This window comes from Haloferax marinisediminis (assembly GCF_009674585.1).
In the GTDB taxonomy this organism is placed as follows: domain Archaea; phylum Halobacteriota; class Halobacteria; order Halobacteriales; family Haloferacaceae; genus Haloferax; species Haloferax marinisediminis.
Genome location: NZ_WKJP01000001.1, coordinates 455,020 through 480,175, shown reverse-complemented (window position 1 = coordinate 480,175; position 25,156 = coordinate 455,020). Strand labels below are relative to the sequence as shown.

General features: G+C 62.5%; 26 protein-coding genes. 15 read left to right on the top strand and 11 right to left on the bottom strand.

The genetic code is table 11. The features are described 5' to 3' along the window. The first annotated feature begins 5 nt into the window (after positions 1–5). The gene (locus tag GJR98_RS02515) at positions 6–1,379 is read left to right on the top strand and encodes a phosphoglucomutase/phosphomannomutase family protein (RefSeq protein ID WP_151135150.1); all 1,374 of its coding nucleotides are present in this window, start codon (positions 6–8) and stop codon (positions 1,377–1,379) included. On the opposite strand, the gene GJR98_RS02510 is transcribed toward GJR98_RS02515, so the two are convergent. From GJR98_RS02510 to samp2, 4 genes are all read right to left on the bottom strand, one after another. Beyond that, positions 1,376–1,759 (bottom strand): DUF7344 domain-containing protein, encoded by a 384-nt coding sequence (locus GJR98_RS02510; protein WP_151135148.1) that lies wholly within the window; start codon positions 1,757–1,759, stop codon positions 1,376–1,378. The genes GJR98_RS02515 and GJR98_RS02510 overlap by 4 nt on opposite strands. A 51-nt stretch (positions 1,760–1,810) precedes the next feature. Beyond that, positions 1,811–2,200 (bottom strand): GNAT family N-acetyltransferase, encoded by a 390-nt coding sequence (locus GJR98_RS02505; protein ID WP_151135146.1) that lies wholly within the window; start codon positions 2,198–2,200, stop codon positions 1,811–1,813. A gap of 65 nt (positions 2,201–2,265) precedes the next feature. Next, positions 2,266–2,757 (bottom strand): peroxiredoxin family protein, encoded by a 492-nt coding sequence (locus GJR98_RS02500; protein ID WP_151135144.1) that lies wholly within the window; start codon positions 2,755–2,757, stop codon positions 2,266–2,268. Between the two features lie 147 nt (positions 2,758–2,904). Continuing rightward, on the bottom strand, positions 2,905–3,111 hold the full coding sequence (gene samp2, locus GJR98_RS02495) for a ubiquitin-like small modifier protein SAMP2 (RefSeq protein WP_151135142.1): 207 nt from the start codon (positions 3,109–3,111) through the stop codon (positions 2,905–2,907). Positions 3,112–3,232: 121 nt separating this feature from the next. On the opposite strand from samp2, the gene GJR98_RS02490 reads away from it, so the two are divergent. Beyond that, positions 3,233–3,547: a GYD domain-containing protein gene (locus GJR98_RS02490; RefSeq protein WP_225316353.1), complete on the top strand. Its 315-nt coding sequence runs from the start codon at positions 3,233–3,235 to the stop codon at positions 3,545–3,547. A gap of 104 nt (positions 3,548–3,651) precedes the next feature. Further along, positions 3,652–4,635: a replication factor C small subunit gene (locus GJR98_RS02485; protein ID WP_151135140.1), complete on the top strand. Its 984-nt coding sequence runs from the start codon at positions 3,652–3,654 to the stop codon at positions 4,633–4,635. A 63-nt stretch (positions 4,636–4,698) separates the two neighbouring features. Here GJR98_RS02485 and GJR98_RS02480 read toward each other — a convergent pair whose 3' ends face one another. Together GJR98_RS02480 and GJR98_RS02475 are read right to left on the bottom strand one after the other, a co-directional pair. Then, positions 4,699–6,933, bottom strand: coding sequence for a GAF domain-containing protein (locus GJR98_RS02480; protein WP_394350809.1), 2,235 nt, complete (start codon positions 6,931–6,933; stop codon positions 4,699–4,701). Between the two features lie 132 nt (positions 6,934–7,065). Beyond that, a complete protein-coding gene (locus tag GJR98_RS02475; RefSeq protein ID WP_151135135.1) occupies positions 7,066–7,551 on the bottom strand; it encodes a TspO/MBR family protein in 486 nt (161 codons plus the stop codon). A 122-nt stretch (positions 7,552–7,673) separates the two neighbouring features. On the opposite strand from GJR98_RS02475, the gene alaS reads away from it, so the two are divergent. The 9 genes from alaS to GJR98_RS02430 all read left to right on the top strand — a co-directional run bounded on the left by alaS (position 7,674) and on the right by GJR98_RS02430 (position 16,105). Beyond that, positions 7,674–10,442, top strand: a complete 2,769-nt coding sequence (gene alaS / locus GJR98_RS02470) for an alanine--tRNA ligase (protein ID WP_151135133.1) — start codon at positions 7,674–7,676, stop codon at positions 10,440–10,442. Between the two features lie 167 nt (positions 10,443–10,609). Continuing rightward, positions 10,610–11,182: a DUF7504 family protein gene (locus GJR98_RS02465; RefSeq protein ID WP_151135130.1), complete on the top strand. Its 573-nt coding sequence runs from the start codon at positions 10,610–10,612 to the stop codon at positions 11,180–11,182. 78 nt (positions 11,183–11,260) lie between these two features. Next, entirely contained in the window at positions 11,261–12,034 is a 774-nt protein-coding gene (locus GJR98_RS02460; protein WP_151135128.1) for an alpha/beta fold hydrolase, read from the top strand. A gap of 105 nt (positions 12,035–12,139) precedes the next feature. Continuing rightward, the gene (locus GJR98_RS02455; RefSeq protein ID WP_151135126.1) at positions 12,140–12,853 is read left to right on the top strand and encodes a type 1 glutamine amidotransferase; all 714 of its coding nucleotides are present in this window, start codon (positions 12,140–12,142) and stop codon (positions 12,851–12,853) included. 175 nt (positions 12,854–13,028) lie between these two features. Further along, a complete protein-coding gene (locus tag GJR98_RS02450; RefSeq protein WP_151135124.1) occupies positions 13,029–14,192 on the top strand; it encodes an acyl-CoA dehydrogenase family protein in 1,164 nt (387 codons plus the stop codon). A gap of 108 nt (positions 14,193–14,300) precedes the next feature. Beyond that, a complete protein-coding gene (locus tag GJR98_RS02445; RefSeq protein ID WP_151135122.1) occupies positions 14,301–14,591 on the top strand; it encodes a DUF7853 family protein in 291 nt (96 codons plus the stop codon). A gap of 182 nt (positions 14,592–14,773) precedes the next feature. Next, complete coding sequence (locus GJR98_RS02440) at positions 14,774–15,097, top strand: 4Fe-4S dicluster domain-containing protein (RefSeq protein ID WP_151135120.1); 324 nt, start codon at positions 14,774–14,776, stop codon at positions 15,095–15,097. 63 nt (positions 15,098–15,160) lie between these two features. After that, entirely contained in the window at positions 15,161–15,535 is a 375-nt protein-coding gene (locus GJR98_RS02435) for a VOC family protein (RefSeq protein WP_151135118.1), read from the top strand. Between the two features lie 117 nt (positions 15,536–15,652). Then, complete coding sequence (locus GJR98_RS02430; protein ID WP_151135116.1) at positions 15,653–16,105, top strand: ferritin-like domain-containing protein; 453 nt, start codon at positions 15,653–15,655, stop codon at positions 16,103–16,105. A gap of 135 nt (positions 16,106–16,240) precedes the next feature. On the opposite strand, the gene GJR98_RS02425 is transcribed toward GJR98_RS02430, so the two are convergent. From GJR98_RS02425 to GJR98_RS02410, 4 genes are all read right to left on the bottom strand, one after another. Next, complete coding sequence (locus tag GJR98_RS02425) at positions 16,241–18,355, bottom strand: heterodisulfide reductase-related iron-sulfur binding cluster (RefSeq protein WP_151135114.1); 2,115 nt, start codon at positions 18,353–18,355, stop codon at positions 16,241–16,243. A gap of 124 nt (positions 18,356–18,479) precedes the next feature. After that, entirely contained in the window at positions 18,480–19,184 is a 705-nt protein-coding gene (locus GJR98_RS02420) for an energy-coupling factor transporter transmembrane component T family protein (RefSeq protein WP_151135112.1), read from the bottom strand. Then, positions 19,178–19,879 carry an energy-coupling factor ABC transporter ATP-binding protein gene (locus GJR98_RS02415; RefSeq protein ID WP_151135110.1) on the bottom strand — a complete coding sequence of 234 codons (702 nt, stop codon included), beginning with the start codon at positions 19,877–19,879 and terminating at the stop codon, positions 19,178–19,180. The genes GJR98_RS02420 and GJR98_RS02415 overlap by 7 nt, the downstream gene beginning before the upstream one ends. A gap of 22 nt (positions 19,880–19,901) precedes the next feature. Next, positions 19,902–20,480, bottom strand: coding sequence for a biotin transporter BioY (locus GJR98_RS02410; protein WP_151135107.1), 579 nt, complete (start codon positions 20,478–20,480; stop codon positions 19,902–19,904). 211 nt (positions 20,481–20,691) lie between these two features. Here GJR98_RS02410 and GJR98_RS02405 point away from each other — a divergent pair, with 211 nt between their 5' ends. Then, positions 20,692–21,297, top strand: coding sequence for a conditioned medium-induced protein 4 (locus GJR98_RS02405; protein ID WP_151135105.1), 606 nt, complete (start codon positions 20,692–20,694; stop codon positions 21,295–21,297). A gap of 280 nt (positions 21,298–21,577) precedes the next feature. Continuing rightward, a complete protein-coding gene (locus GJR98_RS02400) occupies positions 21,578–22,393 on the top strand; it encodes a hypothetical protein (protein WP_151135103.1) in 816 nt (271 codons plus the stop codon). A gap of 154 nt (positions 22,394–22,547) precedes the next feature. On the opposite strand, the gene GJR98_RS02395 is transcribed toward GJR98_RS02400, so the two are convergent. Then, positions 22,548–22,844, bottom strand: coding sequence for a DUF3303 family protein (locus GJR98_RS02395; protein ID WP_151135101.1), 297 nt, complete (start codon positions 22,842–22,844; stop codon positions 22,548–22,550). Positions 22,845–23,031: 187 nt separating this feature from the next. On the opposite strand from GJR98_RS02395, the gene GJR98_RS02390 reads away from it, so the two are divergent. After that, positions 23,032–25,140, top strand: a complete 2,109-nt coding sequence (locus GJR98_RS02390) for a minichromosome maintenance protein MCM (protein WP_151135099.1) — start codon at positions 23,032–23,034, stop codon at positions 25,138–25,140. The last annotated feature ends 16 nt before the right edge of the window (positions 25,141–25,156 follow it).

The window sequence follows — 25,156 nt, the reverse complement described above, 5'->3', positions numbered from 1 at the left end:
CGCGTATGGACGAAATCTCCTTCGGGACCGATGGGTGGCGCGCCACCCTGGACACGTTCACCGACGAGCGTGTCCGAATCGTCGGACAGGCGGTCGCTGACTATCTCGACGCAGAGGGCTACACCGACCCCGTCTTCGTCGGCTACGACGCTCGCGAAACCTCGCCCGGATTCGCCGAGTCGCTCGCAGAGGTCGTCGCCGGCAACGGGTTCGACGTCCTGCTTCCGGAACGCGACTGCCCGACCCCACTCGTCGCCTACGCCATCGCCGACCGTGGCCTCTCGGGTGCGCTCATGGTCACTGCCTCGCACAACCCACCGGAGTACAACGGTGTGAAGTTCATCCCCTCCGACGGTGCGCCTGCGCTCCCGGAAGTCACGGACGCTGTCGCCACGTACCTCGCTGAACCCGACCTCCTGCCAGAGTCTGAGCGCGGAACCATCGAACGCGTCGATATCGTCTCACCGCACGCAGACCACGCACTCGAACTCGTCGGCGGCGACCTCTCCGGACTGACAGTCGCCTACGACGCCATGCACGGCAGTGGTCGCGGCGTCACCGACGCCCTCCTCGAATCGGCCGGTGCGGACGTCGTCCGCCTGCGCTGTGAACGCGACCCAGAGTTCGGCGGGTCCTCACCGGAACCGTCTCCCGAGAACCTCGAAGAACTCGCCGACGCCATGGTCGACATCGACGCCGACCTCGGTGTCGCGAACGACGGTGACGCCGACCGTCTCGCCATCGCCACGCCCAAGCGAGGCGTCCTCGACGAGAACCTCTTTTTCGCCGCTATCTACGACTACCTGCTCGAATCGGACTCCGGCCCGGCTATCCGGACTGTCTCGACCACGTTCCTCATCGACCGCATCGCCGAAGCACACGGCGAAGAAGTGTTCGAGACCGCAGTCGGGTTCAAGTGGGTCGCCGACGCGATGCGCGAACACGACGCGCTCATGGGTGGCGAGGAGTCGGGTGGCTTCTCCGTTCGTGGCCACGTCCGCGAGAAAGACGGCGTCCTGATGGGACTGCTCGCGGCCGCTGCCGCCGCCGAAGAGGACTTCGACGCTCGTCTCGACCGCATCGAAGAAGAGTACGGTGCAATCGTCGCCGACAAGATTAGCATCGACTGCCCCGACTCGGAGAAAGCGCGCGTCATCGACGAACTGGACGACGAGCTCCCCGAGACGGTCGCCGGCCGTGACATCGCGAAGGTCGTCACGCTCGACGGATTCAAGCTACTCTTAGACGACGGGTCGTGGCTTCTGGTCCGTCCGTCGGGAACGGAACCGAAAATGCGCGTCTACGCCGAAGCAGGAAGCGAAGACGCGGTCTCTGCGCTCCTCGAAGCGGGTCACGAACTCGTCGAACCGCTCGTCTAAGGCTCCCAGTCGCTTCGTTCTTCGCTCTCCAGTGGGCGAACAATTCCTCGATACGCCGGCGTGAACAACGGAAGTGTCTCTGCGTGGTCGGTCAACTCGAGGGTCTCTCCGTTCGACTTCACGAGGTTGGCGGCTTCGAGTTTTGGCAGGTGAACGTGTACGATACCCGTCTCCGCCTGTTCGACGACTTGGATGTCTACTTGATTCGGTGGACGGTCGGTCGTCCGAACTGCGAGTGCGATGGCGAGTTCCCACACCGAAACCGGCACGCTCCTGTCGTGCAGGTATTCGAGGACGTAGCGACGTGACGGGTCCGCGAGCGCGTCGAACACCAGATTCCAATCGGTGAGGATTCTATCGCCGCGATCTCGATTTGCCATGGGCTTGGCTCTGTAAGCATAACAGTCCAGACGATATACGCATGTCGGTTGTTAACTTTGCTCACCCGTCCTGTCGAGCACGCCACGGAATCGGTCGTCTTCTCGGGGTTCGATGGTGAACCCGAGTGACTCGTAGAACGGGCGAACGCCTCCGTCGAAGTCGGCGACGAGGCGGCCCTGCCGAGTTAGCGCGGCCTCCACGAGTGTGGTTCCGATTCCCCGTCCGCGCCGGCTCTGCGAGACGGCCACGGCTTCGATGTAGTCGCCGTCGAGGACGAGTGCTCCGGCGATGCGGCCCGATACCTCGGCGACGAGGCAATCGCCCGTCTCCAGTCGGTCGCGCACGTCGCTAGCTTCCATTTCGAGGAGTCCAGCGTCGAGGATACGCATGACAGCGACCAACTCGTCTGGGGTGCCCTCGCGGACGACGACGCCACTCATCAGTGTCCGTGGGCATCGAGCAGTGAAAGGTCCGGCGGAGCGTGCGCCGTTCAAAGAGTGCGCGGTTACGCGGCCAGTCGGTCGATACGGTCCAACAAGTCGTCGAGTTCGGGACGGTCTTTCGGGTTCGACCCGCGGTGGGTGTAGACGACGTCTGGGTCGTCCTCGCGGAGGTCGACGAGGACTGCTTCGGGCATCCGGCCGACCATGTCGTGGAGTTTCCCGAGGGCACCGAACCGCGTTGGTTGGTCGAACTCGTCGCCGACTTCCGCACCGGGGTCGGCGAGCAGTGGGAAGGGAAGGTCGTAGCTCTGTTGCCACTTGTGGGCGCGTTCCGGCGGGTCGGGAAGGACAGAGACGACTTCGGTGTCACGCGCTTCGAACTCGTCGTAGCGTCGCTTGACCGACTGAACCTGCCGACGACAGACTTTGCAGTAGTAGTCTCGCTGGAGCAACAACACCAGGAAATCGGCGTCGAGTGCGGCAGGTGAGAGCGTCTCCGGACCGGCGGCGACGTTAGGCAGTTCGAAGTCGAGTGCGTTCGTGGTAGCGGACACGTTCAAGAAGTCGAGAACGTCTGGTATAATCGTCTCCCGGAAGTGCGGTTCCGCTACCAAACACCGAAAACAGTCGTCGTCAGTCGAGTTGCTGACGCTCCTGTCGAGTTGGCGACGATGCGCCCGAGGTTGCCACGATGTGTTCGGTCAGTCGCGCCCGCCTTTGATGAGGCGGAGTACCTTCACCCGGTCGACTTCGACTGGTTGGTCCTCGGGGACGGGGCGGCCGTCGACGAGGACGGACACCTCGTGTGGACTGAGGTCCACTGCTTTCACGAGGTCTGCGTAGGTTCCATCGTCACCGACAGTGACCTCGTGGGTCTCCTCGCCGACGACTTCGACGGTCACGTCCATGCTCTGGCGTGGGGAGGCAGCGGGTTTCAGTCCGTCGGCTTGTGAGTTCTGTCGTATGTTACGTTCTCGAATCTCGGAATATGTCAATTATTAAACCAATGCCTGACGAATACGCTGTCAGGTGTCGCTCGACACCACGACTATGCCGACCTACATCACCCTGTGGAACTACACCCAGCAAGGAATCGAGAACATCGAGGGCAGTCCAGACCGCCTCGACGCTGCCATGGACCTCATAGAGTCGTTAGGTGGTGAACTGAAGGGATTTTACCTCACGATGGGCCAATACGACGTCGTCACAGTCATAGAGATGCCAGACGACGACGCCGCAGCGAAACTGCTGCTTCGACTCGGCCAGTCGGGGAACATCTCGGGAGAGACCCTCAAGGCGTGGCCAGAAGCAGACTACCGTGACCTCATCGCCAACCTGCCCTGACCAGACGCAGTATCGGTCTGCGACCGGCCCTGTTTTTGACGCGCACCGTCTCACGCCACTACCGTCTCGGACGCTTTATGTGCGCGGCCGTCTGTGAAGTGGATATGAGCGAGGCCGCGGAGTCGGGCGACACCCCGGCGGGTCGCGAAATCTGGATCGAGAAGTACCGACCGCAGACCCTCGACGACGTCTACGGGCAGGAGGAGATCGTCGAGCGACTGCGCAGTTACATCGAGCGCGACGACCTGCCGCACCTGCTCTTCGCGGGACCGGCGGGCGTCGGGAAGACCACCTCTGCGACGGCAATCGCCCGCGCTATCTACGGCGACGACTGGCGCGGCAACTTCCTCGAACTGAACGCATCCGACCAACGCGGTATCGACGTGGTCCGCGACCGAATCAAGAACTTCGCCCGGTCGTCGTTCGGTGGCCACGACTACCGTATCATCTTCCTCGACGAGGCCGACTCGCTGACCAACGACGCGCAGTCGGCGCTCCGCCGAACGATGGAGCAGTTCTCCGACAACACGCGCTTCATCCTCTCGTGTAACTACTCCTCGAAGATTATCGACCCCATCCAGTCCCGCTGTGCGGTGTTCCGCTTCTCACCGCTCGGTGACGACGCGATTGCCGACCAGACGCGAGACATCGCCGAGGCAGAGGGCATCGAACTCACCGAAGACGGGCTCGACGCACTCGTCTACGCCGCCGGCGGTGACATGCGCCGCGCCATCAACTCGCTGCAGGCCGCCGCGACGACGGGCGAAGTCGTTGACGAAGAGGCAGTCTACATGATTACCTCGACTGCCCGACCCGAAGACATCGAAGAGATGGTCCGGGCGGCCATCGACGGCGAGTTCACCACTGCGCGCAAGAAACTGGAGACGCTCATCGTCGACACCGGCATGGCCGGCGGCGACATCATCGACCAACTCCACCGTTCGGTCTGGGACTTCGACCTCGACGAGCGTGCGGCCGTCCGCCTCATGGAACGCATCGGCGAAGCCGACTACCGCATCTCAGAAGGAGCGAACGAACAGGTCCAACTCGAAGCGCTCCTCGCGTCGCTCGCACTCTCGCAAAACTAAGCGACACCGAGCGTTTCGAGCAACACCGAGTTTTCGCGTCCGACCGAGTGTATCCGGGTGCAGTTACCCTCGGAACTCGAACCGTGCACCGCCTTCTGTGCCGGATGTCACGATAGCTGACCAGCCGTGGGCGTCGGCGATGGATTCCACGATTGCGAGTCCGTAGCCGATTCCGTCGTCACCAGTCGTCTCACCGGGTTCGAACACGTCGTCGCGGCGGTCCGGTTCGATACCGGGGCCGTCGTCTTGGACGTAGAATCCGCCGTCGATGCCACCGACGTCGACGTGGACGCCCTCGCCGCCGTGTTCGACGGCGTTCCGGAAGAGGTTGGCGAGTAACTCTCCGAGTCTATCTTTGTCGGCGTCCAACACGACGTTTTCTGGCGTGGTCAACGTCGCATCGGCGGTTTCGGTCGTCGTCCACGCGCGTCTGGCGACGCTTTCGAGGTTGACTGGTTTCGTCTCGTCGACGAGTTGCCCCCGGCGAGCGAGCGAGAGCAGGTCGTCGATGAGTGCCTCCATCTGTTCGAGTGCTGCTGCTGCCGTGTCGAACCGTTCGTCTGCACCCGTCTCGCGGGCGAGTTCGAGGTTCCCGTGCGCGATGCTCAGCGGATTTCGGAGGTCGTGACTCACGATGTTCGAGAACTCTTCGAGTCGCTCGTTCTGTCGTTTCAACTCGTCTTCACGCACCTTCCGCTCGGTGATGTCCGTGTAGATTGCGTACCCAGACCCGCGCTCTTCGCCGGGTGACAGCGGAACGACGTTCAAGATGAACTCACGGACTCCGTCGCCCGTGCAGCGGCGAACTTCGCCGCGGTATCGCTCTCCCGTGGCGACGCACAGTTCTGGCAGGTCTTCGTCACCGTCGGCATCGGCGTCGTCAGTATCCGAGTCAGATTCTGGGGGGACGATGCTGCCGAGGAGGTCGGTTCCGACCACGTCGTCTGCGTCGTAGCCGAAGATTTCTTCGAACGCGAGATTCACGTCGCGGACGGTGACACACCCGTCTTCGACGTCGTAGGCGACTGCCGCGTCGGAGACGTGTGAGAAGAGGGCGCTCGACCGGTCACGCTCTTCACGGAGGTTGGTCTCTGCCGAAATTCGGTCGGCGGTGACGGCGACGTGTGCCATGAGCAGCTCGGTCAACTCGACGTCTGTCTCGTCGAACGCGTTCGGGACGTACGACGCGGCCTGAAACACGGCGATGTCGTCGATTGGAACGCTCAGCCCCGAGCGATACGTCCGTTTGACTGGCTTTGCGTCGGCGTCGCTGGCGATGTCCGAGACGAGTTGTGTTTCGCCAGTTTGGTACGTCTTCGCGGCGGTCCCTCCGTCTTCTATCGAGACACGTTCGGCCCCGTCTTCGGGTGCGTCAGAGGAGATTGCCGTCGGGATAATTTCGTCACCTTCGACGACGCCGATGTAACTCAGGTGGAAATCGAGGATGTCGTCGGTAATTTCGACGGTTCGCTCGAACAACTCTGCGAGACTCGTCGCCGCGGCCAACTCGGTTGCGCCGTGATGGAGTCGCTCGATTTGCTCCCGACTGTGCCGCATCGCAGTCTCCGTCTCGATTCGTGCTCGGGTCTCCGAGACGTACGAGACGAGGAGTTCCGCCAGTCGGAGGTCGGTCTGGTCGTAGGCGCCGACTTCGTTCGAAATCGCCTGAAATACGCCGGTCTCTCCCAACGGAACGCTCACGACCGACCGATACGCCGGGTCTTCGGGTTGGGCCGTCGGGTGGTCGCGAACGTCGTCGACGAGGTGGGACCGCTGTGTTCGGTAGGTTCGCCCCAGAATCCCCGTGTCGGTCGGAATCGGACCGGTTCCTTCCATCCCGCGGTCGTTCGCGCGGATGTAGAACCCGTCGTCTTCGTGAATCAACAGCGACGTGTTGTCGAATTCGAGGATGTGTTCTGCGAGGTCGATCGCGCGGTCGTACAACTCGTCGACCGTCTCTGCGGTGATGAGGGTCGTCGTCCCTTCGTAGAGCCGTTTGAGTCGGTCTCGGCCGGAGGGTGCGTCGGTCGTGTGTCGTGAAAGTACCCACCGAATCTGTGCTTCGAGGGCATCGAGGTCACCACGAGGCACGTAGGCGTCGAACCGTTCGGGAGAATCGACGTCTGTTGGGTCCTCGTCGGTGTACAAGACGGTTGGCACGCGGTCGGAGACGGTGGCGCTCGACTCGGAGACGACGACACAGTCGGGGTCGGAAGACACCGACTCGTCACTCGTCGATGTGACTCGAACCGCAGTACCGAGGTCGAGGTCGATATCGATGTCGCAGTCAGAGTCCACGTCTACGACGACCGTTCGTTCAGTCGCGTGCACGAGTTTCTGTTTTCCCGACGGATACGAGAAATATAACCGTTGCGGCATGTTCTCTACTCACAAGAATCGACAGACGGCCGCCGGATTGCATTCCGGCGCTCAGTTGAGTGACCAGAAGCCATAGTTGAGGACGGTCGCGAACGAGACCCACGCGAGATACGGGACGAGGAGGGCGGCGGCGCGCCAGTCGACGAGCGCGAACTCGCGCATCGTCGCGACGATTGCCGCGAGGAGAACGACGATGACGGCGAGGCCGGCCGCTGGCGACTCGAGTCCGAAGAAGGCGAACGACCACGAGACGTTGACCACGAGTTGGCCGACGAACACCGCGAGTGCGCGGCGTCTGCGCGGGTTGTCGCTCCGTGAGACGAGGAATGCGGCGACGCCCATCAGGGCAAACAGCGTCACCCACACCGGGCCGAAGACCCAATTCGGTGGTGCGAACCACGGGCGGACGAGTGTCCCGTACCACGAGTCGAGCGCGGTGACGGTGAACACGCTCCCGATTGCACCCGCGAGTTGCGCGAGGACGACCCACGCGAGTAGTTCGATAGCAGGTCGACGGCGGACCGATGCGAGTTCCATACTGTCCTATTGGCACGGAGGGAAATGAACGACACGGGCCGTGTGGGCGGTATTGCCTGGAATCGGGCGTCTGCGGCTATTTCCCGGAACTGTTTTACCCGACGGTAGACCAGACTTTGGCAATGAGTGAACTCGAAGAGGAGTACCGCCTCGACTATTTCGAGGAGGAGGGCTTCTACCGGAAGCAGTGCCCCGTCACGGGCGTGTACTTCTGGACACGAGACCCAGACAGAGAGACGTGTGGCGAACCCCCGGCGGACGACTACACGTTCATCGACAACCCCGGTTTCGACGAGGAGTACACCCTCGAAGAGATGCGAGAGAAGTTCCTCTCGTTCTTCGAAGAACATGACCACGAGCGAATCGACCCCTACCCGGTCGCCGCGAACCGCTGGCGTGACGACGTGCTCTTGACGCAGGCGTCTATCTACGACTTCCAGCCACTCGTCACGTCCGGCGAGACGCCGCCACCGGCGAACCCACTGACCATTTCGCAGCCCTGTATCCGCATGCAGGACATCGACAACGTGGGCAAGACCGGGCGCCACACGATGGCGTTCGAGATGATGGCGCACCACGCGTTCAACGCGCGCGAAGAGGTCGGCGACGAGTACGCCTACTCGGGCGAAGTCTACTGGAAGGACAACACCGTCCGTCTCTGCGACGAGTTCTTCGAATCGCTCGGTGCCGACATCTCGGAAATCACCTACATCGAAGACCCGTGGGTCGGTGGCGGCAACGCCGGTCCCGCCTTCGAGGTTCTCTACCGCGGTGCCGAACTCGCGACCCTCGTCTTCATGTCGATGAAGCAGGACCCCGACGGCGAGTACGAACTCAAAGACGGCAACACCTACTCGCCGATGGACACGTACATCGTGGACACGGGCTACGGCCTCGAACGGTGGACGTGGGTCTCACAGGGGACGCCGACGGTCTACGAGGCCGTCTACCCCGACATGATCGACTTCCTCAAGGAGAACGCTGGTATCGAGCACTCCGAGGAAGAAGAACAACTCATCCACCGCGCGGCGATGCTCTCGGGTCACCTCGACATCGACGAAATCGACGACCTCGCCACCGCGCGCGCCGAAGTCGCCGGCGAACTCGACGTCGACGCCGACGAGTTGACCGACCTGCTTCGCCCGCTCGAAGACATCTACGCCATCGCCGACCACTGCCGGACGCTCGCGTACATGTTCGGTGACGGTATCGTCCCCTCGAACGTCGGGACGGGCTACCTCGCCCGCATGGTGCTTCGGCGGACCAAGCGTCTCGTCGACAACCTCGGCGTAGACGCACCGCTCGACGAACTCGTGGACATGCAGGCCGAGCGCCTCGACTACCAGAACCGCGACACCATCCGCGACATCGTCCGCAGCGAAGAGCGCAAGTACCGCAAGACGCTCGAACGCGGGTCGCGCAGAGTCCAGCAACTCGCCGACGACTACGCCGAGAAGGGCGAACCCATCCCGGTCGACGAACTCATCGAACTGTACGACTCCCACGGCATCCAACCCGACATGGTTCAGGAGATTGCCGAGGAACGCGGTGCGACGCTCGACATCCCCGACGACTTCTACTCGCTCGTCGCGGACCGACACGAGCAAGCAGACGCCGAGACGGTCACGTCCGAACAGGACGAGCGCCTCGGTGACCTGCCCGCGACGGACAAACTCTACTACGACGACCAGGAGCGCACGGAGTTCGAAGCCGTCGTCCTCGACGTGTTCGAGCGTGAGGACGGCTACGACGTCGTGTTAGACCAGACGATGTTCTACCCCGAAGGCGGTGGCCAACCCGCCGACCACGGGTCGCTCTCGACGGACGACACGACGGTCGAAGTGACCGACGTCCAGATTGAAGGCGACGTGGTGCTCCACCGCACCGACGACGACCCCGGAAAGGGCGAGTTCGTCCGCGGCCAACTCGACGTCGAGCGCCGTCGCCGCCTCATGCGACATCACACGGCGACCCACGTCATCGGCCACGCCATCCGAACGGTCCTCGGCGACCACATCCGGCAGGCCGGTGCCTCGAAGGGCGTCGACCGCTCGCGCCTCGACGTGACGCACTACGAGCGCATCACCCGCGAGGAGGTCAAGCAGATCGAGCGCATCGCCAACGAACTCGTGATGCGCAACATCCCGGTCAAACAGGAGTGGCCCGACCGCAACGACGCCGAGAACAAGTACGGCTTCGACCTCTATCAGGGTGGCATCCCGCCGGGTGAGAAGATTCGCCTCATCCACGTCGGCAGCGACGTGCAGGCGTGTGGTGGAACCCACGTCAAGCGAACCGGTGACATCGGCGCCATCAAGGTGCTGAACACCGAGCCAGTGCAAGACGGCGTCGAGCGTGTCGTCTTCGCCGCTGGTGACGCGGCCATCGAGGCCACCCAGCGCACCGAAGACGCGCTCTACGAGGCCTCCGACGTCCTCGACGTGAACCCCGAAGACGTCCCGGAGACTGCCGAGCGCTTCTTCACCGAGTGGAAAGAACGCGGCAAGACCATCGACCGTCTGAAGACCGAACTCGCCGAGGTTCGCGCCGCGTCGGGTGCCGACGAAGTCGACATCGACGGCACGCCAGCCGTGATTCAGCGACTCGACAGTGACGCAGACGAACTCCGTGCCACGGCCAACGCCCTCGTCGAAGAAGGCAAGGTCGCCGTCCTCGGCTCTGCCGCTGGCGGGAGCGCCCAGTTCGTCGTCGGCGTCCCAGACGGCGTCGGCATCAACGCCGGACAGGTCGTCGGCCAACTCGCACAGAAGGTCGGCGGCGGCGGCGGCGGCCCGGCGGACTTCGCACAGGGTGGCGGCCCGAACGTCGACGCCCTCGACGACGTCCTCGACGAGGCGTCCGACGTCCTCAAAAACGTCCTGAACGCCTGACGAACGACCAACGCTGGTTCTCACGATTGATTTTTTGACTCGTCTGGTGTACGAGACGCTCACCTTGGAAGTGAGTCATCGCGGTTTCTCGGGCGGTTTTGCGGGTAATTTCGCCAGAATTCCCCTAATGCGTACAACTAAGTGTCGAACAGTCAGAACGTTGGTCCATGGGTTCCGAGGGGATATCGCTGGACGACGAGACGGCCCGGTCGGTGTTGATTCTCGACAGTGATATCTCGCCACTTCGGTTCGGCCTCACGGGTGTGTCGGGGTTGCCACTCCTCGCGTTGGACTTCTCGCCACGAAGCACGGGTGACCGCGACCGATGGGAACGCCGACTCGGCTTTCGACCGGCGGAACTCGTCGTCGTCACGACAGAGACGCGCGACCCGGACGCCGTCGGTGCGGATGCCATCGAACAGGTCACGTCGCCGTCGGACCTGACTGGACTCGGGATGAAGGCCACGGAACACCTCGCCCGGTGGGACGACGGCGCAGACGCAGTCACACCCGTCGTCGTCCTCAACTCGCTCACGATTCTCTTCCAGTACGCCGGTATGCAGGCGATATACCGGTTCCTGCACGCGCTGACGACACGCATCGCCAACTCGGATGGCCACGGTGTGTTCTTCCTCGACCCGCTGACGCAGGACGACAAGACGGTCCACACACTCGCGTCGTTGTTCGACGCCGTCGCCCGCCGAGGCGACGATGGGGAGTGGACGGTGAGTGCCCGATAGCGGGTCGCCGTCGATTTCCGCACCTCCCTCGGCCGCCAGACGGTCACGCCTAAGTCCGTCGCCAGTCGACCTGCGGGTATGCCTACGGCGACGACTGACGGTGTCGAACTTCACTACGACTCTGACGGCGACGGTGAGACCGTCGTCTTCGTCGGTGATGCGGGATACGGCGGATGGCAGTGGGGGTGGCAGCACGCTGCGGTCGCAGGACCGTACGAGAGTCTCGTAATGGACGTGCGCGGGACCGGCCAGTCTGACGCCCCCTCGGGTCCGTATTCGGTCGAAATGCTCGTCTCCGACCTCGAAGCCGTTCTCCGAGACGCGGGGGTCCGAAAGGCCCACGTCGTCGGGCTCGGTCTCGGTGGGATGGTCGGGTTGGAGGCCGCCCAAGCGACCTCGCGCGTGCGGAGTCTCACGCTCGTCGGAACCGCTGGGTCGGGCACCGGTATCGACCCTGAACCACTGTACGGCGCGCCAGACGACCCGGCGGCGCTCCGCGAGTCGCTCGCGCCGGCGCTCTCCGACGAGTTCCGCGCCGAACAACCCGCCGTCGTCGAGCAAATCGTCGAGTGGCGCGGCATGGAAGACGCCGCCCCCGACGCGTGGGCGGCACAAACCGCCGCTATCGCGGACTACGAGAGTGGACCGCTCTACGAGGTGACGGTGCCGACGCTCGTCCTCCACGGCACCGACGACCCGGTCTGGCCGGTCGAAGCTGCTCGCTCGCTCGCAGACGGACTGCCACGAGGCTCCTTCGAGTCGTTCGACGGTGCTCGACACCTCGTCACCGTCGAGCAGTCACGAGTGGTCAACGACGCTCTCATCGGCTTCCTCGAATCACTCGACGACTAGCTGCTCTCGCGGTCAGGGTCGGCGCGGTGACCCGTCCGTCATGGGCGCCGGCAGATGCCGTCCCGGACGCAACTTCTTTCATCTTTCATCTACTGTCTCATCCCAATGACTAGACCGCGATTTGCCTTCTTGGACGCCTCACACGGCGACGAGAACACGCGCCGTAACTTCAGGCGCGAACTGGATGCCGACCTCGTGGAGTTCGACGTGACCGACGGCCACCTTCCCGACCACTTCGACTACGACGGCGTCGTCATCACCGGGTCGTCGTCGTCCGTCTACTGGGACGAGGCGTGGATACAGAACCTCGTCTCGTACGTGTCTGAGGCCGACGAACGCGACATTCCGCTTCTCGGCGTCTGTTTCGGCCACCAGGTGGTCGCCGAAGCACTCGGCGGAACGGTCGAAGATATGGGCGACTTCGAGTTAGGATACAGCCACATCGACCGAACCACCGACGACGGCGCTGACGACTTGCTCGCCGGACTCGACGAGCAATTCACCGTGTTCACGTCGCACGGCGACGTCGTAGCCGACCTTCCGCCGGGTGCCGAACTCCTCGCGGAGAACGAGTTTGGCGTCCACGCCTTCCGCCGCACCCACGCCTTTGGCGTACAGTTCCACCCCGAGTACGACACCAAGACGGCCGAAAAAATCGCGCGCTCGAAGGACTTCCTCCCGGACGAGCAGATTCAGGGTGTCCTCGACGGTATCACCCCCGAAAACTACGACGCCGCCTGCAAGGCGAAGCGCCTGTTCGACAACTTCGTCGCCTACGTGACTCGGGTTCGGGCTAACTCGGTCGAACCTGCGGCCTAATCTTCCACTTCCTGCTTTTCGACTCCCTACTCTTCCACTTCCTACTCTTCCACTTCCTACTCTTCTACTGTCTGCGACTCGTCTTCCGATTCTTGCAGCAGGTCCCCGCCACTCCCGTGCCACCACGTACCACAGGAGCGAATCGCTTTTGACCGCCCCAGTCGGACCATCTGTCATGCTCGATTATCTGGAATTGGAAGCGGACCTGACTGGGGAAGAGAAACTCGTCCGCGACGAGGCTCGACGGTTCGTCGAAGAGAAGGTGAAGCCCGACATCGGCGACCACTTCGAACAGGGGACGTTCCCGATGGACCTCATCCCGAAGATGGGTGAGCTCGGCTTCTACGCACCCAACCTCGAGGGCTATGGGCTCCCCGGACTCGGTGAGCGTGCCTACGGCCTCTTGATGCAGGAACTCGAAGCAGGCGACTCTGGGCTCCGGTCGATGGCGAGCGTGCAGGGGTCGCTCGTCATCTACCCAATCCACGCCTACGGGTCCGACGAGCAGAAAGAGCGATGGCTTCCAGCACTCGGGAACGGTGAGGCCGTCGGTTGTTTCGGACTGACCGAACCGCAACACGGGTCGAATCCAGCGGGGATGGAGACACGCGCAGAGAAGGACGCCGATGGCTACGTCCTCAACGGGTCGAAGACGTGGATTACGAACTCCCCCATCGCGGACGTGGCCGTCGTCTGGGCGCGTGATGTGTCTGCCGACGGGTCACCAGTTCGTGGGTTCCTCGTCGAGACGGACCTCGACGGCGTGACGACGAACAAGATCGAGGACAAACTCTCCATGCGAGCGTCGGTGACGGGTGAAATCGGCCTCGACGACGTGTGGGTCTCCGAAGACGACGTACTCCCCGGTGTCGAAGGGATGAAAGGCCCACTGTCGTGTCTCACGCAGGCCCGATTCGGTATCTCGTGGGGTGTCGTCGGGGCGGCCCGCGACGCCTTCGAAGATGCGCTTCAGTACGCGAAAGACCGCGAGCAGTTCGGCGGCCCAATCGCACGATTCCAGCTCCAGCAGGGCAAGTTCGCCGAGATGGCGACGCAGATTACGAACGCCCAACTGCAGGCGCACCGCCTCGCCGAACTCAAAGAGCGCGGTGACCTCCGACACCAGCACGTGTCGATGGCGAAGCGGCACAACGTCCGCGTCGCGCGCGATGTGACACGGACCGCCCGTGAAGTGCTCGGTGGAAACGGTATCACCACCGACTACTCGCCGATGCGCCACATGGAGAACATCGAGACAGTGTACACCTACGAAGGAACCGACGACATCCACACGCTCGTCATCGGTGCTGACTTGACGGGAATCGAAGCGTTCGAATAACGACTGAGAGTGAGCGCCCCCGGCGCTTTCGGAGTCGTGCGTGGTCTGTGACAACAGTACACATACATTTATATTTGCGGACTCATAGGATACGGTAGAGGCCCCACAATGACTACATCGGCCCAGGACCGTCCCGCGGCGCTCGACCTCTCTCGTGAAGAGTCGTGGGTTGTTCACGCCGCCTTGCTCGAAGCGATCGAGCGGGCGGTTGACGCAGACGAAGACCCGAAACCAGCCCCCGGCCTGCTCGCACGGGTCGAAACGGGCGACGAAGACTTCGACAGCGCCGAACTCGACTATCTTGTAGACGCACTTCGTGCCTATCGGGGAACCGCCCCGACACGAGACCAACACTACATCTCGCATATCCTCGACCACATCGAGGCCGCACAGGTGTAGTGCCACCCTCCATCGCTTCGACTCCACGACCGAACGTGTTACCGAACGGTGTCTCACTTTCGCTGTGGGAGTGGTGCCAACTTGTTTCTGACCAGTTCGGCGTCTCAATCCCGTTCTCGTCCAGTAGTTTTCGACCGCCGATGCGGACATTTTAGTACGATACCCGGCGAAGACCACTGCAAATGGCTATCGACCCGAACTTCGACACGAACCGCGAGAAGGTTGGCGAAGAGAATGGGGTTGCCGTCTGGGGCCCCGTCGAACCGCCGGAGAAACTCGGCATCCACGGCACCCACGTCGCCGTCGACTACGACATCTGTCTCGCAGACGGCGCGTGTCTCGAAAACTGCCCCGTCGACGTGTTCACGTGGGTCGACACGCCAGACCACCCCGTGAGTGAAGTGAAGGTCGAACCGACGAACGAAGACCAGTGTATCGACTGTATGCTCTGTGTCGATATCTGCCCGGTCGACGCCATCGACGTCGACGCCTCCCGGCAAGCCTGAGACTCCCGCTGATTTCTGACGCCGAGGTCTGATTTTATCCCGCCCGCCTACGTGAACTCGGCCATGGGTCTCATCCACACCGCACTCATCGTCTCTGACCTCGAATCGACGCTCGACTTCTACGCCGAACTCGGCCTCGAACAGACAGCCGAGTTCGAACTCGGTGGCGTGAAGAACGTCTACATCGGCAGCGACGACACCGACATGGAACTCCAACTCAAGTACGACCCAACGTCGACGGCACGGGTCGAACCGGCGGGACTCGACCACATCGCGCTCGAAGTCGACGACGTCGAACGCGTCTTCGAGGAACTGCTCGAAGCCGAACACCCCGACGTAGTGAAACCACCACAGTACATCGACCCCGCGAACGCCACCGCCGCGTTCGTCAAAGACCCCGATGGGTACGTGGTCGAACTGGTCGAATACGACGACTGAACATCCGAACTTCGAGTCCGTACGGCGGCCTTCTCGACACGTTTCCTTCTTTGGGTCCCGGAGGACCTCCCGTCGGCGAACAGCTATTTGTTGTCAGCGCGTCAATACTGGGGTGCCATGTCTGAGGACGTAACTGCGCTGTTGAAGCGCGCCTATCAGGACGAGCTCGAGACGGTGATGAACTACATGACGAACTCCATCGTCCTCGATGGCGTTCGGGCCGAGGAAATCAAGGAGTCTCTCAAGGTCGACATCCAAGAAGAACTCACGCACGCCGAGCAACTCGGGAACCGCCTGAAACAACTCGACGAGAAACCGCCGGGCTCTGGTGACTTCGAAGCGCGTCAGCACGACCTCCAACCGCCGGAAGATAGCACGGACGTGCTCTCGGTCATCAACGGCGTCCTCACGGCCGAAGAGGACGCAATCCAGACGTACCGCTCGCTCATCACCGCCGCCGAGGAAGCGAACGACCCCGTCACCGAAGACCTCGCGGTGACCATCCTCGCCGACGAAGAAGCCCACCGGACCGAGTTCCGTGGCTTCAAGAAAGAGTACGACCGCGAATAACGCTCCGCTGCACGGTTTTCGAGGCGATTCAGTTCCGACTACGCATCTCGACTGTCTTTTTGCTGACGACTCACGCAGTACTGCCGAGAGCGACCGCTTGGAAGCGCTGCTGAAACGAACGAAAAGAAAGACTGCTCAGTCGGCCGACGCGGGCGTCGTCCCGGACCCAACTGCACCGGCCTTCGTGTCGAGTGCTTCGACGATGAGTTCCGAGATATCGACGATGTCGATGTCGTCTTCGTAGTCGCCGGTCTTGCGGCCGTCTTCGTACATCGTCGCACACATCGGACAGGCGACGACGAAGCGCTCGACCGTGTTTCCAGCCTCGGTGTCTTCGAGCGCCTCACGGAGGCGTTCTTCCGATGGCTTCGACTCTTCTTCCTGGTCTAACCAGAGGCCGCCACCGCCACCGCCGCAACAGAAGGACTCGTCGCGGTTGCGTGGCATCTCAGCGAGCGAGACACCGGTTGCGCGGATGACTTCGCGCGGTGCTTCGTACTCGCCGTTGTATCGGCCGAGGTGACACGGGTCGTGGTAGGTGACCGTCTGCGCCGAGAGTTCGCTTCCCGAGAGGCCGAGACGGCCGCCGTTGACGAGTTCTTCGACGAGTTGCGTGTAGTGGAAGACGGGGTAGTCGAACGACTCGTCCATCTCCGGATACTCGTTCATGAACGTGTTGTACGAGTGGGGGTCTGTACAGACGATTTTCTCGAAGTCGCAGTCGGCCATCGCGGCCACGTTGTCCTCGACGAGCATCTCGTAGAGGCCCTCTTCGCCGACGCGGCGCACGTCGTTGCCGTCGTGCTGTTCGTCCTCGTAGAGGATGCCGTAGGAGACGCCCGCTTCCTCGAAGATACGGGCCATCGACCGGGCGACGGCGCGGTTGCGCTCGTCGTACGACGGGTAGTCACCGACGTACCAGAGGAACTCGACAGACTCCTCGCGGGCGTCGGGCACCTCGAAGTCGAGGTCGTCGGTCCAGTCGGGGCGCTTGCGTTGTGGGTCGCCGAAGGCGTTGCCGTTCGAGAAGATGTTCATCATCGCCTCTTGGACGGGTTCTTGCTGCTGGCCCGTCTCGGTGAGACGGCGGTTCATGTGGGTGAAGTGCGTCAGGTGCTCGATATCGACCGGGCAGGCGTCCATGCAGGCCATACACGCCATACACGACTCCATCGACTCGCTGGCGATGACCGAGGTGCCACCGTCGGCGACGATGTCGATAGATTCGCCGCCGTCGGCCAGCGAATCGCGGTACGTCTTCAGGTCTAAGATGACGTCACGCGGGTCGAGGTTACGACCGGACGCCTTCGCCGGACAGGCGTCGGAGCAGCGGCCACACTTCGTACAGGCGTCGAAGTCGAGCATCGCCTTCCACGAAAAGTCGTCTTCGGAGACGTAGCCAATCTCGTCCGGGGCGGCGTCGGCGGGCACCTTCGGGAGGCGCTTGCCAGCCTTCTCGTCGGCGGTGACGATGTTGGCGAACGAGGTGAGCATGTGCAGCGGTTTCGCGTACGGGACGGCAGCGACGAACGCCAGTGCGAGGATGGCGTGCGACCACCAGCCGAACCAGTAGAGCGTCTCGGCGAGGGCCTGACTCATGCCCGCAGCGTCGAAGACGAGGGCGACGAAGTAGCCGACGAAACTCACCGTCTCGAAGTCGGGGAAGTCGGTGCCGACGATGCGGATGGCTTCGAGGACGTAGCCGCCGACGCCGAGTAAGAAGAGCGTCCAGACGAACGCGGCGTCCTCGAAGCCGGTGTGCTTCCCCCACAGACGTGGGTGCCGGACGCCGTAGCGCCGCCAGAGCGCCATGCCGACGCCGACGACGAACAGGAGTCCCATGAGGTCCATGACGAAGGAGTACGAGAGGTAGAAGTCGCCGACGAAGAACGAACTCCCAGTCACGCGCCGCCAGATGTCGATGTCGATGGCGAGGATGGTCGTCCCGATGAGGAGCGTCAGGAAGCCCCACATGATGAACGAGTGCATCACACCAGCGTACAGGTCTCGTTTGAACTGGTTCTCGTTGGAGAACACCAGTTTCGTCGCACGAACAATCCGTCCCGGGAGGTCGGACAGTCGGTCGAATGGGTCCGACTCGCCGCGTGCGTAGCGGGCGAACCGGTCGTACACCCCGTAGAGGAACACGAGGGAGGCGATGACGGCGAGGCCGTAAAACAGGGCCTCACCAACCGGGCTAATAGTCCAAAAGGTCTCCCGGGTGACCTCCGCCTGGGCCGCAAATACCATAATCAATCACCGAAGAACCAGATGTTAAATCTTACCACCGTCGTCTAGTTTCACGTCGATAGCCTGTCCGTTTTGGTGTCGTTTCGGCAGTGAGGTTATCCACCTCCACAGCAGTGCCGAGACCCTACACGAAGGCGCTGACGAGCAGGGCGAACGCGAGTCCGAGTGCAGGCACGTCGCGTCGAGAGAACCGAAGGACGGGAAGCGTCGGATTCCACGCGAAACAGCGGGCACGGAGGGCGAGGGCGAGAGAATCTGCTCGCGCGAACGCCCGGCGAAGGCCTCCCGCTGCGACGAGCGAGAGTCGTTCGTCCAGTCGCCGATTCTCGCCGAGACGGGCCGCCTGTGCTTCACGGACGCGGAGGAGGTCGCGCCGAACCAGTGGGAGAAACCGAAAGACGAGCGCGACACCGATGCCGAGCGTGACACCGACTCGGCCGGGGACGAGTCGTTGAATCGCCGCCCGAGACTCGCGGATGGACGTCGTCCTGACGTACGCTGCAGCGACGAGGAAGACGAGCAGCACGCGGATGCTTGCGAGGGCCGGTGCCACCGCTGCAGCGGGGTCGAACCACGGCGCACCGAGACGAACTGCCTCGATCACTGGGGCGGCGACGAGAAACGGAATCGCATAGCGGAGCGCGTACAGTGCCGCTCGCGGAGACGTGTTCGACGCACGGAGACTGACCCCGGCGACGACCCCGAGAACTGCGAGTCCGACTGGTGTCGTGTGTGCGAGACCTGCCGCCGCGAACGAAATCTGCACGGCGAGTTTCGACCGAGGGTCCAGTCGATGGGCGAACGAATCTCCGGGTTCGTAGGTCAGCACGGCGGGCGAACACCGAGAGACGGGAGTCGGTCTGCGGCCGCTTCGGGTGTGTCGTCGAGGGCGACACGACCACCAGCGAGGACGACGACTCGGTCGGCGAGCGTGGTCACGTCACGCAAGTCGTGGGTGACGACGACGAGGCTGGTTCCAGACGCGCGAAGTTCGCGGAGTCGCGCGAGGACCGACTGCCGGGAGGGTTCGTCGAGGCCGGTGAACGGTTCGTCAAGGACGAGGTGGTCCGGTTCCATCGCCAGTGCACCTGCGATGGCGAGGCGCTCGACTTCGCCGCCGGACAGCGCATCGACACGCTCGGATTCGCGACCATCGAGGTTGACTGCGGCGAGCGAGTCGTGGACACGGCGGTCGATTTCGTCACGCGAGAGGCCGAGGTTCTCCGGGCCGAACGCCACGTCGGCGCCCACAGTCGCCGCGACGAGTTGGTCTTCTGGATGTTGGAACACCATCGACACGGCGGTTCGCGCGGCGACGAGATTCTCGGAGACAGCGTGGCCGTTGACCGATACCGTACCTTCGTCGGGTTCGAGGAGGCCGTTGAAGTGGCGAACGAGCGATGTTTTTCCTGACCCGTTCGCTCCCGCGAGGACGACACATTCGCCGTCGTCGATGGTGAGGTCGATACCGTCGAGTGCAACCGTGTCGCCGTAGCGATGGACGAGTCCGTCGACGCGAATCATCGGTCTGAGTTGGTGGTCACGGTCACTCTGCTGCGATGGCGTCCGAGCGGACGATGCCGACTGCAGCGGCAATCTTGAACGCTTCTGCGGGGATGAACGCCGCTGCAGCGGTCCAGAAGGCGACGCCGAGGCCGACGTTCTGGACGTACGCGAAGCCAACCACGCCGAGCGTGTAGATGACGGCGGTTCCGGCGACCATGGCACCCACGAGACGGACAGTGCTGACGCGGTGAGAACCGAGTTCGAGGCCGCCGTGGACGATTAGGCCGACGACTGCGGCGGCGATGGGGTACGACCAGAGGTAGCCTGCAGTCGGGCCGACGAGTGCACCGAACCCGGCAGACCCGCCGGCGAAGACGGGTGCACCGAGCGCCCCGGCGACGAGGTAGAGGACCATCGATGCGCCGCCCCAGACGGGGCCGAGGAAGATTCCGGCGAGGAAGACGACGAGCACCTGCAGTGTCACCGGGATTGGTGAGAGCGGGTTCGGGAACGATACGTACGCGCTGGCGCCCATGAGGGCCGCAAAGAGGGCGGCCCGGGCGACGTTGCCGACGAGCTCGTCGCCGACGAGTTCGACCGACTCGTGGTCTGTTGCCATGGGGTTCACTGTCTCGTAAACTCCATTGAAGTTACCGGTTTACGAGGTTGTTCGGGTGGAATCGTCTCCGTGTCGTCCTGCGGTCTGCGTGGTCGAACCACGACGTTTTCGCAGTCATCGAACTTTCCCAGTCGTCGAAAGCCGCCCTCACGGCTGGGGACGGTCGGTCGCCTCAGCATCATTAAAGACGCTGGCAGTGCCTGTATGCGATATGGACGAGAAGACCGCCGAACTCCGCGACATCTTCATCGAGACGACTGGGGCTGACACCGTGACCGAACGGCAGTCCGAGTCGCGTGGGTCGCTCGCCGACGTCGACGACCCCGAAGAGGTGCGTGCACGTGTTCACGACCTCGTGGCGACGATGCGCGAACGCTACGAGTTCGAGACCGACCTCGGAGACGACGCGCTCGTCTCCCTCGTCGTCGGGTACTTCGACGGCGACACCGACGAGGACCTCGCGGTCGAACTCGACGTCGCACCCGAGGCGATTCGGACGGCCCGACTGGACCTCCACCTCGTCCGCGACACTGACCGTGACGCACCGTTCGACATGGACCGCCTCGACAAACTCCTCGTCGACGGCGCTGCCGACGAGGAAATCGCCGCGAAACTCGACGTTCCGGTCGAGGTCGTCAGCGAGTTCCGCCCCGTCGCGGCGGCGGACATCCGCTCGACGCGAGAGAACTATCGCTTCCGCGACGACTTCGCGGAACTGCTCACCGACGACGACCTCTCGCAGCGCATGGCCGAAGACGCTCGAAACGATGGGCTACGCGAGGCGACAGAGGACATCGAGACGGACGTCTCTCTCTGAGTGTCTTCGGTTCGGTGACCCGTCGAAGATAGCTCTCAACAGTACCCGACGCACAGCGCGAGGAACGTAGCGAGGTTATGCTCCTCGGTGACGTCCTAGTGTTGATGAACCCAGACGAGAGGAGTGCGAGACTCGTTGGGTCCTCTTCGTGGTTGGATTCGATTCTGCGTACTCCTTCGTTCTTGGGACCGACCCACGGTCTGTGTCTCACTGGCCAACTGGATGCGAAACGTAGCAGAAAATGAGTGTGAGTGAGTGGAAAGTGGCAGTTCGTCGTGGAATGGACGCCTCTGTCCGAGACGACAGGGTTCTTCCGATTACCCGATGGGTTGCACGCATCATCATCCCGTTTCTGGCTGCGGCGTTTCTGGTCCTTTTCGGACTTCCAACGCGGACCACTGAGCTCTTCGCGTGGACGATACGTCCCGAGATGACGCCCATCATCATGGGTGCTGGCTACGGGGCAGGCGTGTATTTCTTCTATCGAGTTTCGACCGTCGACAAGTGGCACACTGTCGCTCCAGTCTTCCTCGGCATCACCACGTTCACGTGGTTCATGGCAATCGCCACTGTGCTCCACTGGGAAAATTTCAACCACAGTCACGTCACGTTCTTCCTCTGGGTCGTTCTCTACGCAGTAACTCCGCTACTCGTTCCCGCTGTTTGGGTGCTCAACCGCCGGACCGATACTGGCGAACCGACGGTCGGTGACGCCACTCTTCCCCGAGGTGTCCGCGTTCTCGGTGGCATCTTCGGGCTCGTCGTCACAGTCAGTGCCGTCGCCCTGTTCGTCGCCCCCGAACTGATGGTCGGTGTCTGGCCGTGGACAGTCTCCCCGTTGACGGCTCGAATCTTGGCGGGGTGGTTCGCGCTCTTCGGTGTCGTGAACGGGGCTGTCGTCCTCGACGAGCGCTGGAGCGGTGCCCGGATACTGGTCCAGAGTCAGCTGCTTGGGTTCTCGCTGGTACTGGTCGGTGTCGTCAGAGTGTGGGATAACTTCGACACATCGAACGTCCTGACGTGGGGTGTCGTCGGAGGGATGGTGCTGTATCTGGGTGCCATACTGGTGCTGTACCTCGCTATGGAACGTCGGTGAGCTTCTCTCGGAAGGTCCGATATCGGGTACCGAATACGCACGTTGTGTTCAGCACGCCATCCCTGTCACGAATTGCGAGTCTCGATAGGCCACAAAATAGATCACACGGCCAGTTCGTGTGACTGACTCTGTTCTGCGCGCACCGCTGTCATGCTCATTCTATGCCGATTACGTCCATGGCGCCGACGATCGACATGACGGGAGTGATGTCGGCTTCGTGGTCTTCGAGGACCGGCGGCCCGAGCAGTCCGACTACGCCCTCGAACGACTCTGCGTCGAGGACGAGGTAGAACGTGTGTTCGTTCGGTGCGACGAACGCGCTATGAACGGTGACGCCGAGTTCTTCGTCGACGTTTTCGAGTCTCTGTTGGAACTCGGTCGCTTTCTCTTGATTCTCTGGTCTCGCCCAGCAGTTGTCCGGCGAGTGTGTGAGCCGAACGATGAATTTCATACTAGTCCACCACTGTGTCGTTCTTCACCCCGTCCGAGGCCTCCTCGACGACGCGAGAACTACCTTGATATATGTTCGCATAGGACATAACGTGGCTGTCTCGGCGCCGTCGATGCACGTCCAACTGACAGTTGATACTCTCCGAACGACGAAGGTTCTTAACCGATAGGGGTCATACCTCTGTCCGATGGCGCAGGCCCCGCAGAATCGAGAACTCACGGAACGGTTCATCCAGTTCTACCGGAACTACTACCGAGAGGAGATCGGGAAACTCGCACAGCAGTACCCGAAAGAGAAGCGTTCGCTGTACATCGACTACGACGACCTGTACACGTTCGACGCCGAACTCGCGGACGACTATATCACGAAACCCGGGCAGTACCAGGAGTACGCCGAAGAGGCTCTTCGCCTGTTCGACCTGCCTGCGGACGTCAAACTCGGTCAAGCACACGTCCGGATGCAGAACCTCCCGGAGACGGTCGACATCCGCAACATCCGGGTCAACGACGACCACATCGGCACCCTCATCGCCGTCCAAGGAATCGTCCGGAAGGCGACGGACGTCCGCCCGAAGATTACGGAGGCGGCGTTCGAGTGCCAGCGCTGTGGGACGATGAGTTACATCCCGCAGGGCGACGGTGGCTTCCAAGAACCACACGAGTGTCAAGGATGTGAACGTCAGGGGCCGTTCCACATCGACTTCGACCAGTCGAACTTCGTCGACTCACAGAAACTGCGCGTCCAAGAGTCCCCCGAAGGCCTGCGCGGGGGCGAGACGCCACAGAGTATCGACATCAACCTCTTCGACGACATCACCGGGAAGGTCACCGCCGGCGACCACGTGACCGCTGTCGGTATCCTCCACATCGAACAGCAGTCGTCGGGCAACGAGAAGACGCCCATCTTCGACTACTACATGGAGGGCATCTCGCTCGCCATCGAAGACGAGGAGTTCGAGGACATGGACATCACCGACGAGGACGTCGCCGAAATCATCGAACTCTCGAACTCGCCGAACATCTACGAACGGATGATCGACTCCGTGGCGCCGGCCATCTACGGCTACGACCAGGAGAAACTCGCTATGATTCTCCAGTTGTTCTCGGGCGTCACGAAACACCTCCCCGATGGCTCTCGGATTCGCGGCGACCTGCACATGCTCCTCATCGGTGACCCCGGTACCGGTAAGTCGCAGATGCTCCAGTACATCCGGAACATCGCGCCGCGGTCGGTCTACACGTCCGGTAAGGGTTCGTCCTCAGCTGGTTTGACGGCCGCCGCTGTCCGCGACGACTTCGGTGACGGTCAGCAGTGGACGCTCGAAGCTGGTGCGCTCGTCCTCGCAGACAAGGGTATCGCGGCGGTGGACGAACTGGACAAGATGCGCCCGGAAGACCGCTCTGCGATGCACGAGGGCCTCGAACAACAGCAGATTTCGGTCTCCAAAGCCGGTATCAACGCGACGCTCAAGTCGCGGTGTTCGCTCCTCGGCGCGGCCAACCCGAAGTACGGTCGCTTCGACCAGTACGAACCAATCGGCGAGCAAATCGACCTCGAACCCGCGCTCATCTCCCGATTCGACCTCATCTTCACGGTCACGGACAACCCGGACCCCGATTCGGACTCCGAACTCGCCGACCACATCCTCAAGACGAACTACGCTGGCGAGTTGAACACCCAGCGAACGCACGTCGCGAACTCCGAGTTCACCGAAGCACAGGTGAACGCGGTCACCGACGAAGTCGCACCCGACATCGACGCTGAACTGCTTCGCAAGTACATCGCGTACTCCAAGCGGACCTGTTACCCGACGATGACCGACGAAGCGAAGAAGGTCATCCGCGACTTCTACGTCGACTTCCGTGCCCGCGGTGCCGACGAAGACGCCCCCGTCCCTGTGACGGCCCGGAAACTGGAAGCACTCGTCCGTCTCTCGGAGGCATCGGCCCGCGTTCGTCTCTCTGACAAGGTGACACAGGAGGACGCCGAACGCGTCACCAACATCGTCGAGTCGTGTCTGCGCGACATCGGGATGGACCCCGAAACTGGCGAGTTCGACGCCGACATCGTCGAGACGGGCCGGTCGAAGACCCAGCGCGACCGTATCAAGAACCTGCTCGAACTCATCCGCACGATGCAAGAAGAGTACGAGGAGGGCGCGCCACACGACGAAGTCGTCGAACGCGCCAACGCCGAGTTGAACATGGACGAGAAGACGGTCAACGACCAACTGGAGAAACTCAAGATGAAAGGCGACATCTACGAACCCCGCGGCGACGTCTACCGGGCGACGTAGCGTCCGAACGGCTGGG

What these genes read in the sequence shown, in the direction of transcription:
- GJR98_RS02515 (WP_151135150.1), top strand. Translation starts at nt 6, where the DNA reads ATGGACGAAATCTCCTTCGGGACCGATGGGTGGCGCGCCACCCTGGAC.
- GJR98_RS02510 (WP_151135148.1), bottom strand. Translation starts at nt 1,759, where the DNA reads ATGGCAAATCGAGATCGCGGCGATAGAATCCTCACCGATTGGAATCTG.
- GJR98_RS02505 (WP_151135146.1), bottom strand. Translation starts at nt 2,200, where the DNA reads ATGAGTGGCGTCGTCGTCCGCGAGGGCACCCCAGACGAGTTGGTCGCT.
- samp2 (WP_151135142.1), bottom strand. Translation starts at nt 3,111, where the DNA reads ATGGACGTGACCGTCGAAGTCGTCGGCGAGGAGACCCACGAGGTCACT.
- GJR98_RS02485 (WP_151135140.1), top strand. Translation starts at nt 3,652, where the DNA reads ATGAGCGAGGCCGCGGAGTCGGGCGACACCCCGGCGGGTCGCGAAATC.
- GJR98_RS02475 (WP_151135135.1), bottom strand. Translation starts at nt 7,551, where the DNA reads ATGGAACTCGCATCGGTCCGCCGTCGACCTGCTATCGAACTACTCGCG.
- alaS (WP_151135133.1), top strand. Translation starts at nt 7,674, where the DNA reads ATGAGTGAACTCGAAGAGGAGTACCGCCTCGACTATTTCGAGGAGGAG.
- GJR98_RS02465 (WP_151135130.1), top strand. Translation starts at nt 10,610, where the DNA reads ATGGGTTCCGAGGGGATATCGCTGGACGACGAGACGGCCCGGTCGGTG.
- GJR98_RS02460 (WP_151135128.1), top strand. Translation starts at nt 11,261, where the DNA reads ATGCCTACGGCGACGACTGACGGTGTCGAACTTCACTACGACTCTGAC.
- GJR98_RS02455 (WP_151135126.1), top strand. Translation starts at nt 12,140, where the DNA reads ATGACTAGACCGCGATTTGCCTTCTTGGACGCCTCACACGGCGACGAG.
- GJR98_RS02450 (WP_151135124.1), top strand. Translation starts at nt 13,029, where the DNA reads ATGCTCGATTATCTGGAATTGGAAGCGGACCTGACTGGGGAAGAGAAA.
- GJR98_RS02445 (WP_151135122.1), top strand. Translation starts at nt 14,301, where the DNA reads ATGACTACATCGGCCCAGGACCGTCCCGCGGCGCTCGACCTCTCTCGT.
- GJR98_RS02440 (WP_151135120.1), top strand. Translation starts at nt 14,774, where the DNA reads ATGGCTATCGACCCGAACTTCGACACGAACCGCGAGAAGGTTGGCGAA.
- GJR98_RS02435 (WP_151135118.1), top strand. Translation starts at nt 15,161, where the DNA reads ATGGGTCTCATCCACACCGCACTCATCGTCTCTGACCTCGAATCGACG.
- GJR98_RS02430 (WP_151135116.1), top strand. Translation starts at nt 15,653, where the DNA reads ATGTCTGAGGACGTAACTGCGCTGTTGAAGCGCGCCTATCAGGACGAG.
- GJR98_RS02425 (WP_151135114.1), bottom strand. Translation starts at nt 18,355, where the DNA reads ATGGTATTTGCGGCCCAGGCGGAGGTCACCCGGGAGACCTTTTGGACT.
- GJR98_RS02415 (WP_151135110.1), bottom strand. Translation starts at nt 19,879, where the DNA reads ATGATTCGCGTCGACGGACTCGTCCATCGCTACGGCGACACGGTTGCA.
- GJR98_RS02410 (WP_151135107.1), bottom strand. Translation starts at nt 20,480, where the DNA reads ATGGCAACAGACCACGAGTCGGTCGAACTCGTCGGCGACGAGCTCGTC.
- GJR98_RS02405 (WP_151135105.1), top strand. Translation starts at nt 20,692, where the DNA reads ATGGACGAGAAGACCGCCGAACTCCGCGACATCTTCATCGAGACGACT.
- GJR98_RS02400 (WP_151135103.1), top strand. Translation starts at nt 21,578, where the DNA reads ATGGACGCCTCTGTCCGAGACGACAGGGTTCTTCCGATTACCCGATGG.
- GJR98_RS02395 (WP_151135101.1), bottom strand. Translation starts at nt 22,844, where the DNA reads ATGAAATTCATCGTTCGGCTCACACACTCGCCGGACAACTGCTGGGCG.
- GJR98_RS02390 (WP_151135099.1), top strand. Translation starts at nt 23,032, where the DNA reads ATGGCGCAGGCCCCGCAGAATCGAGAACTCACGGAACGGTTCATCCAG.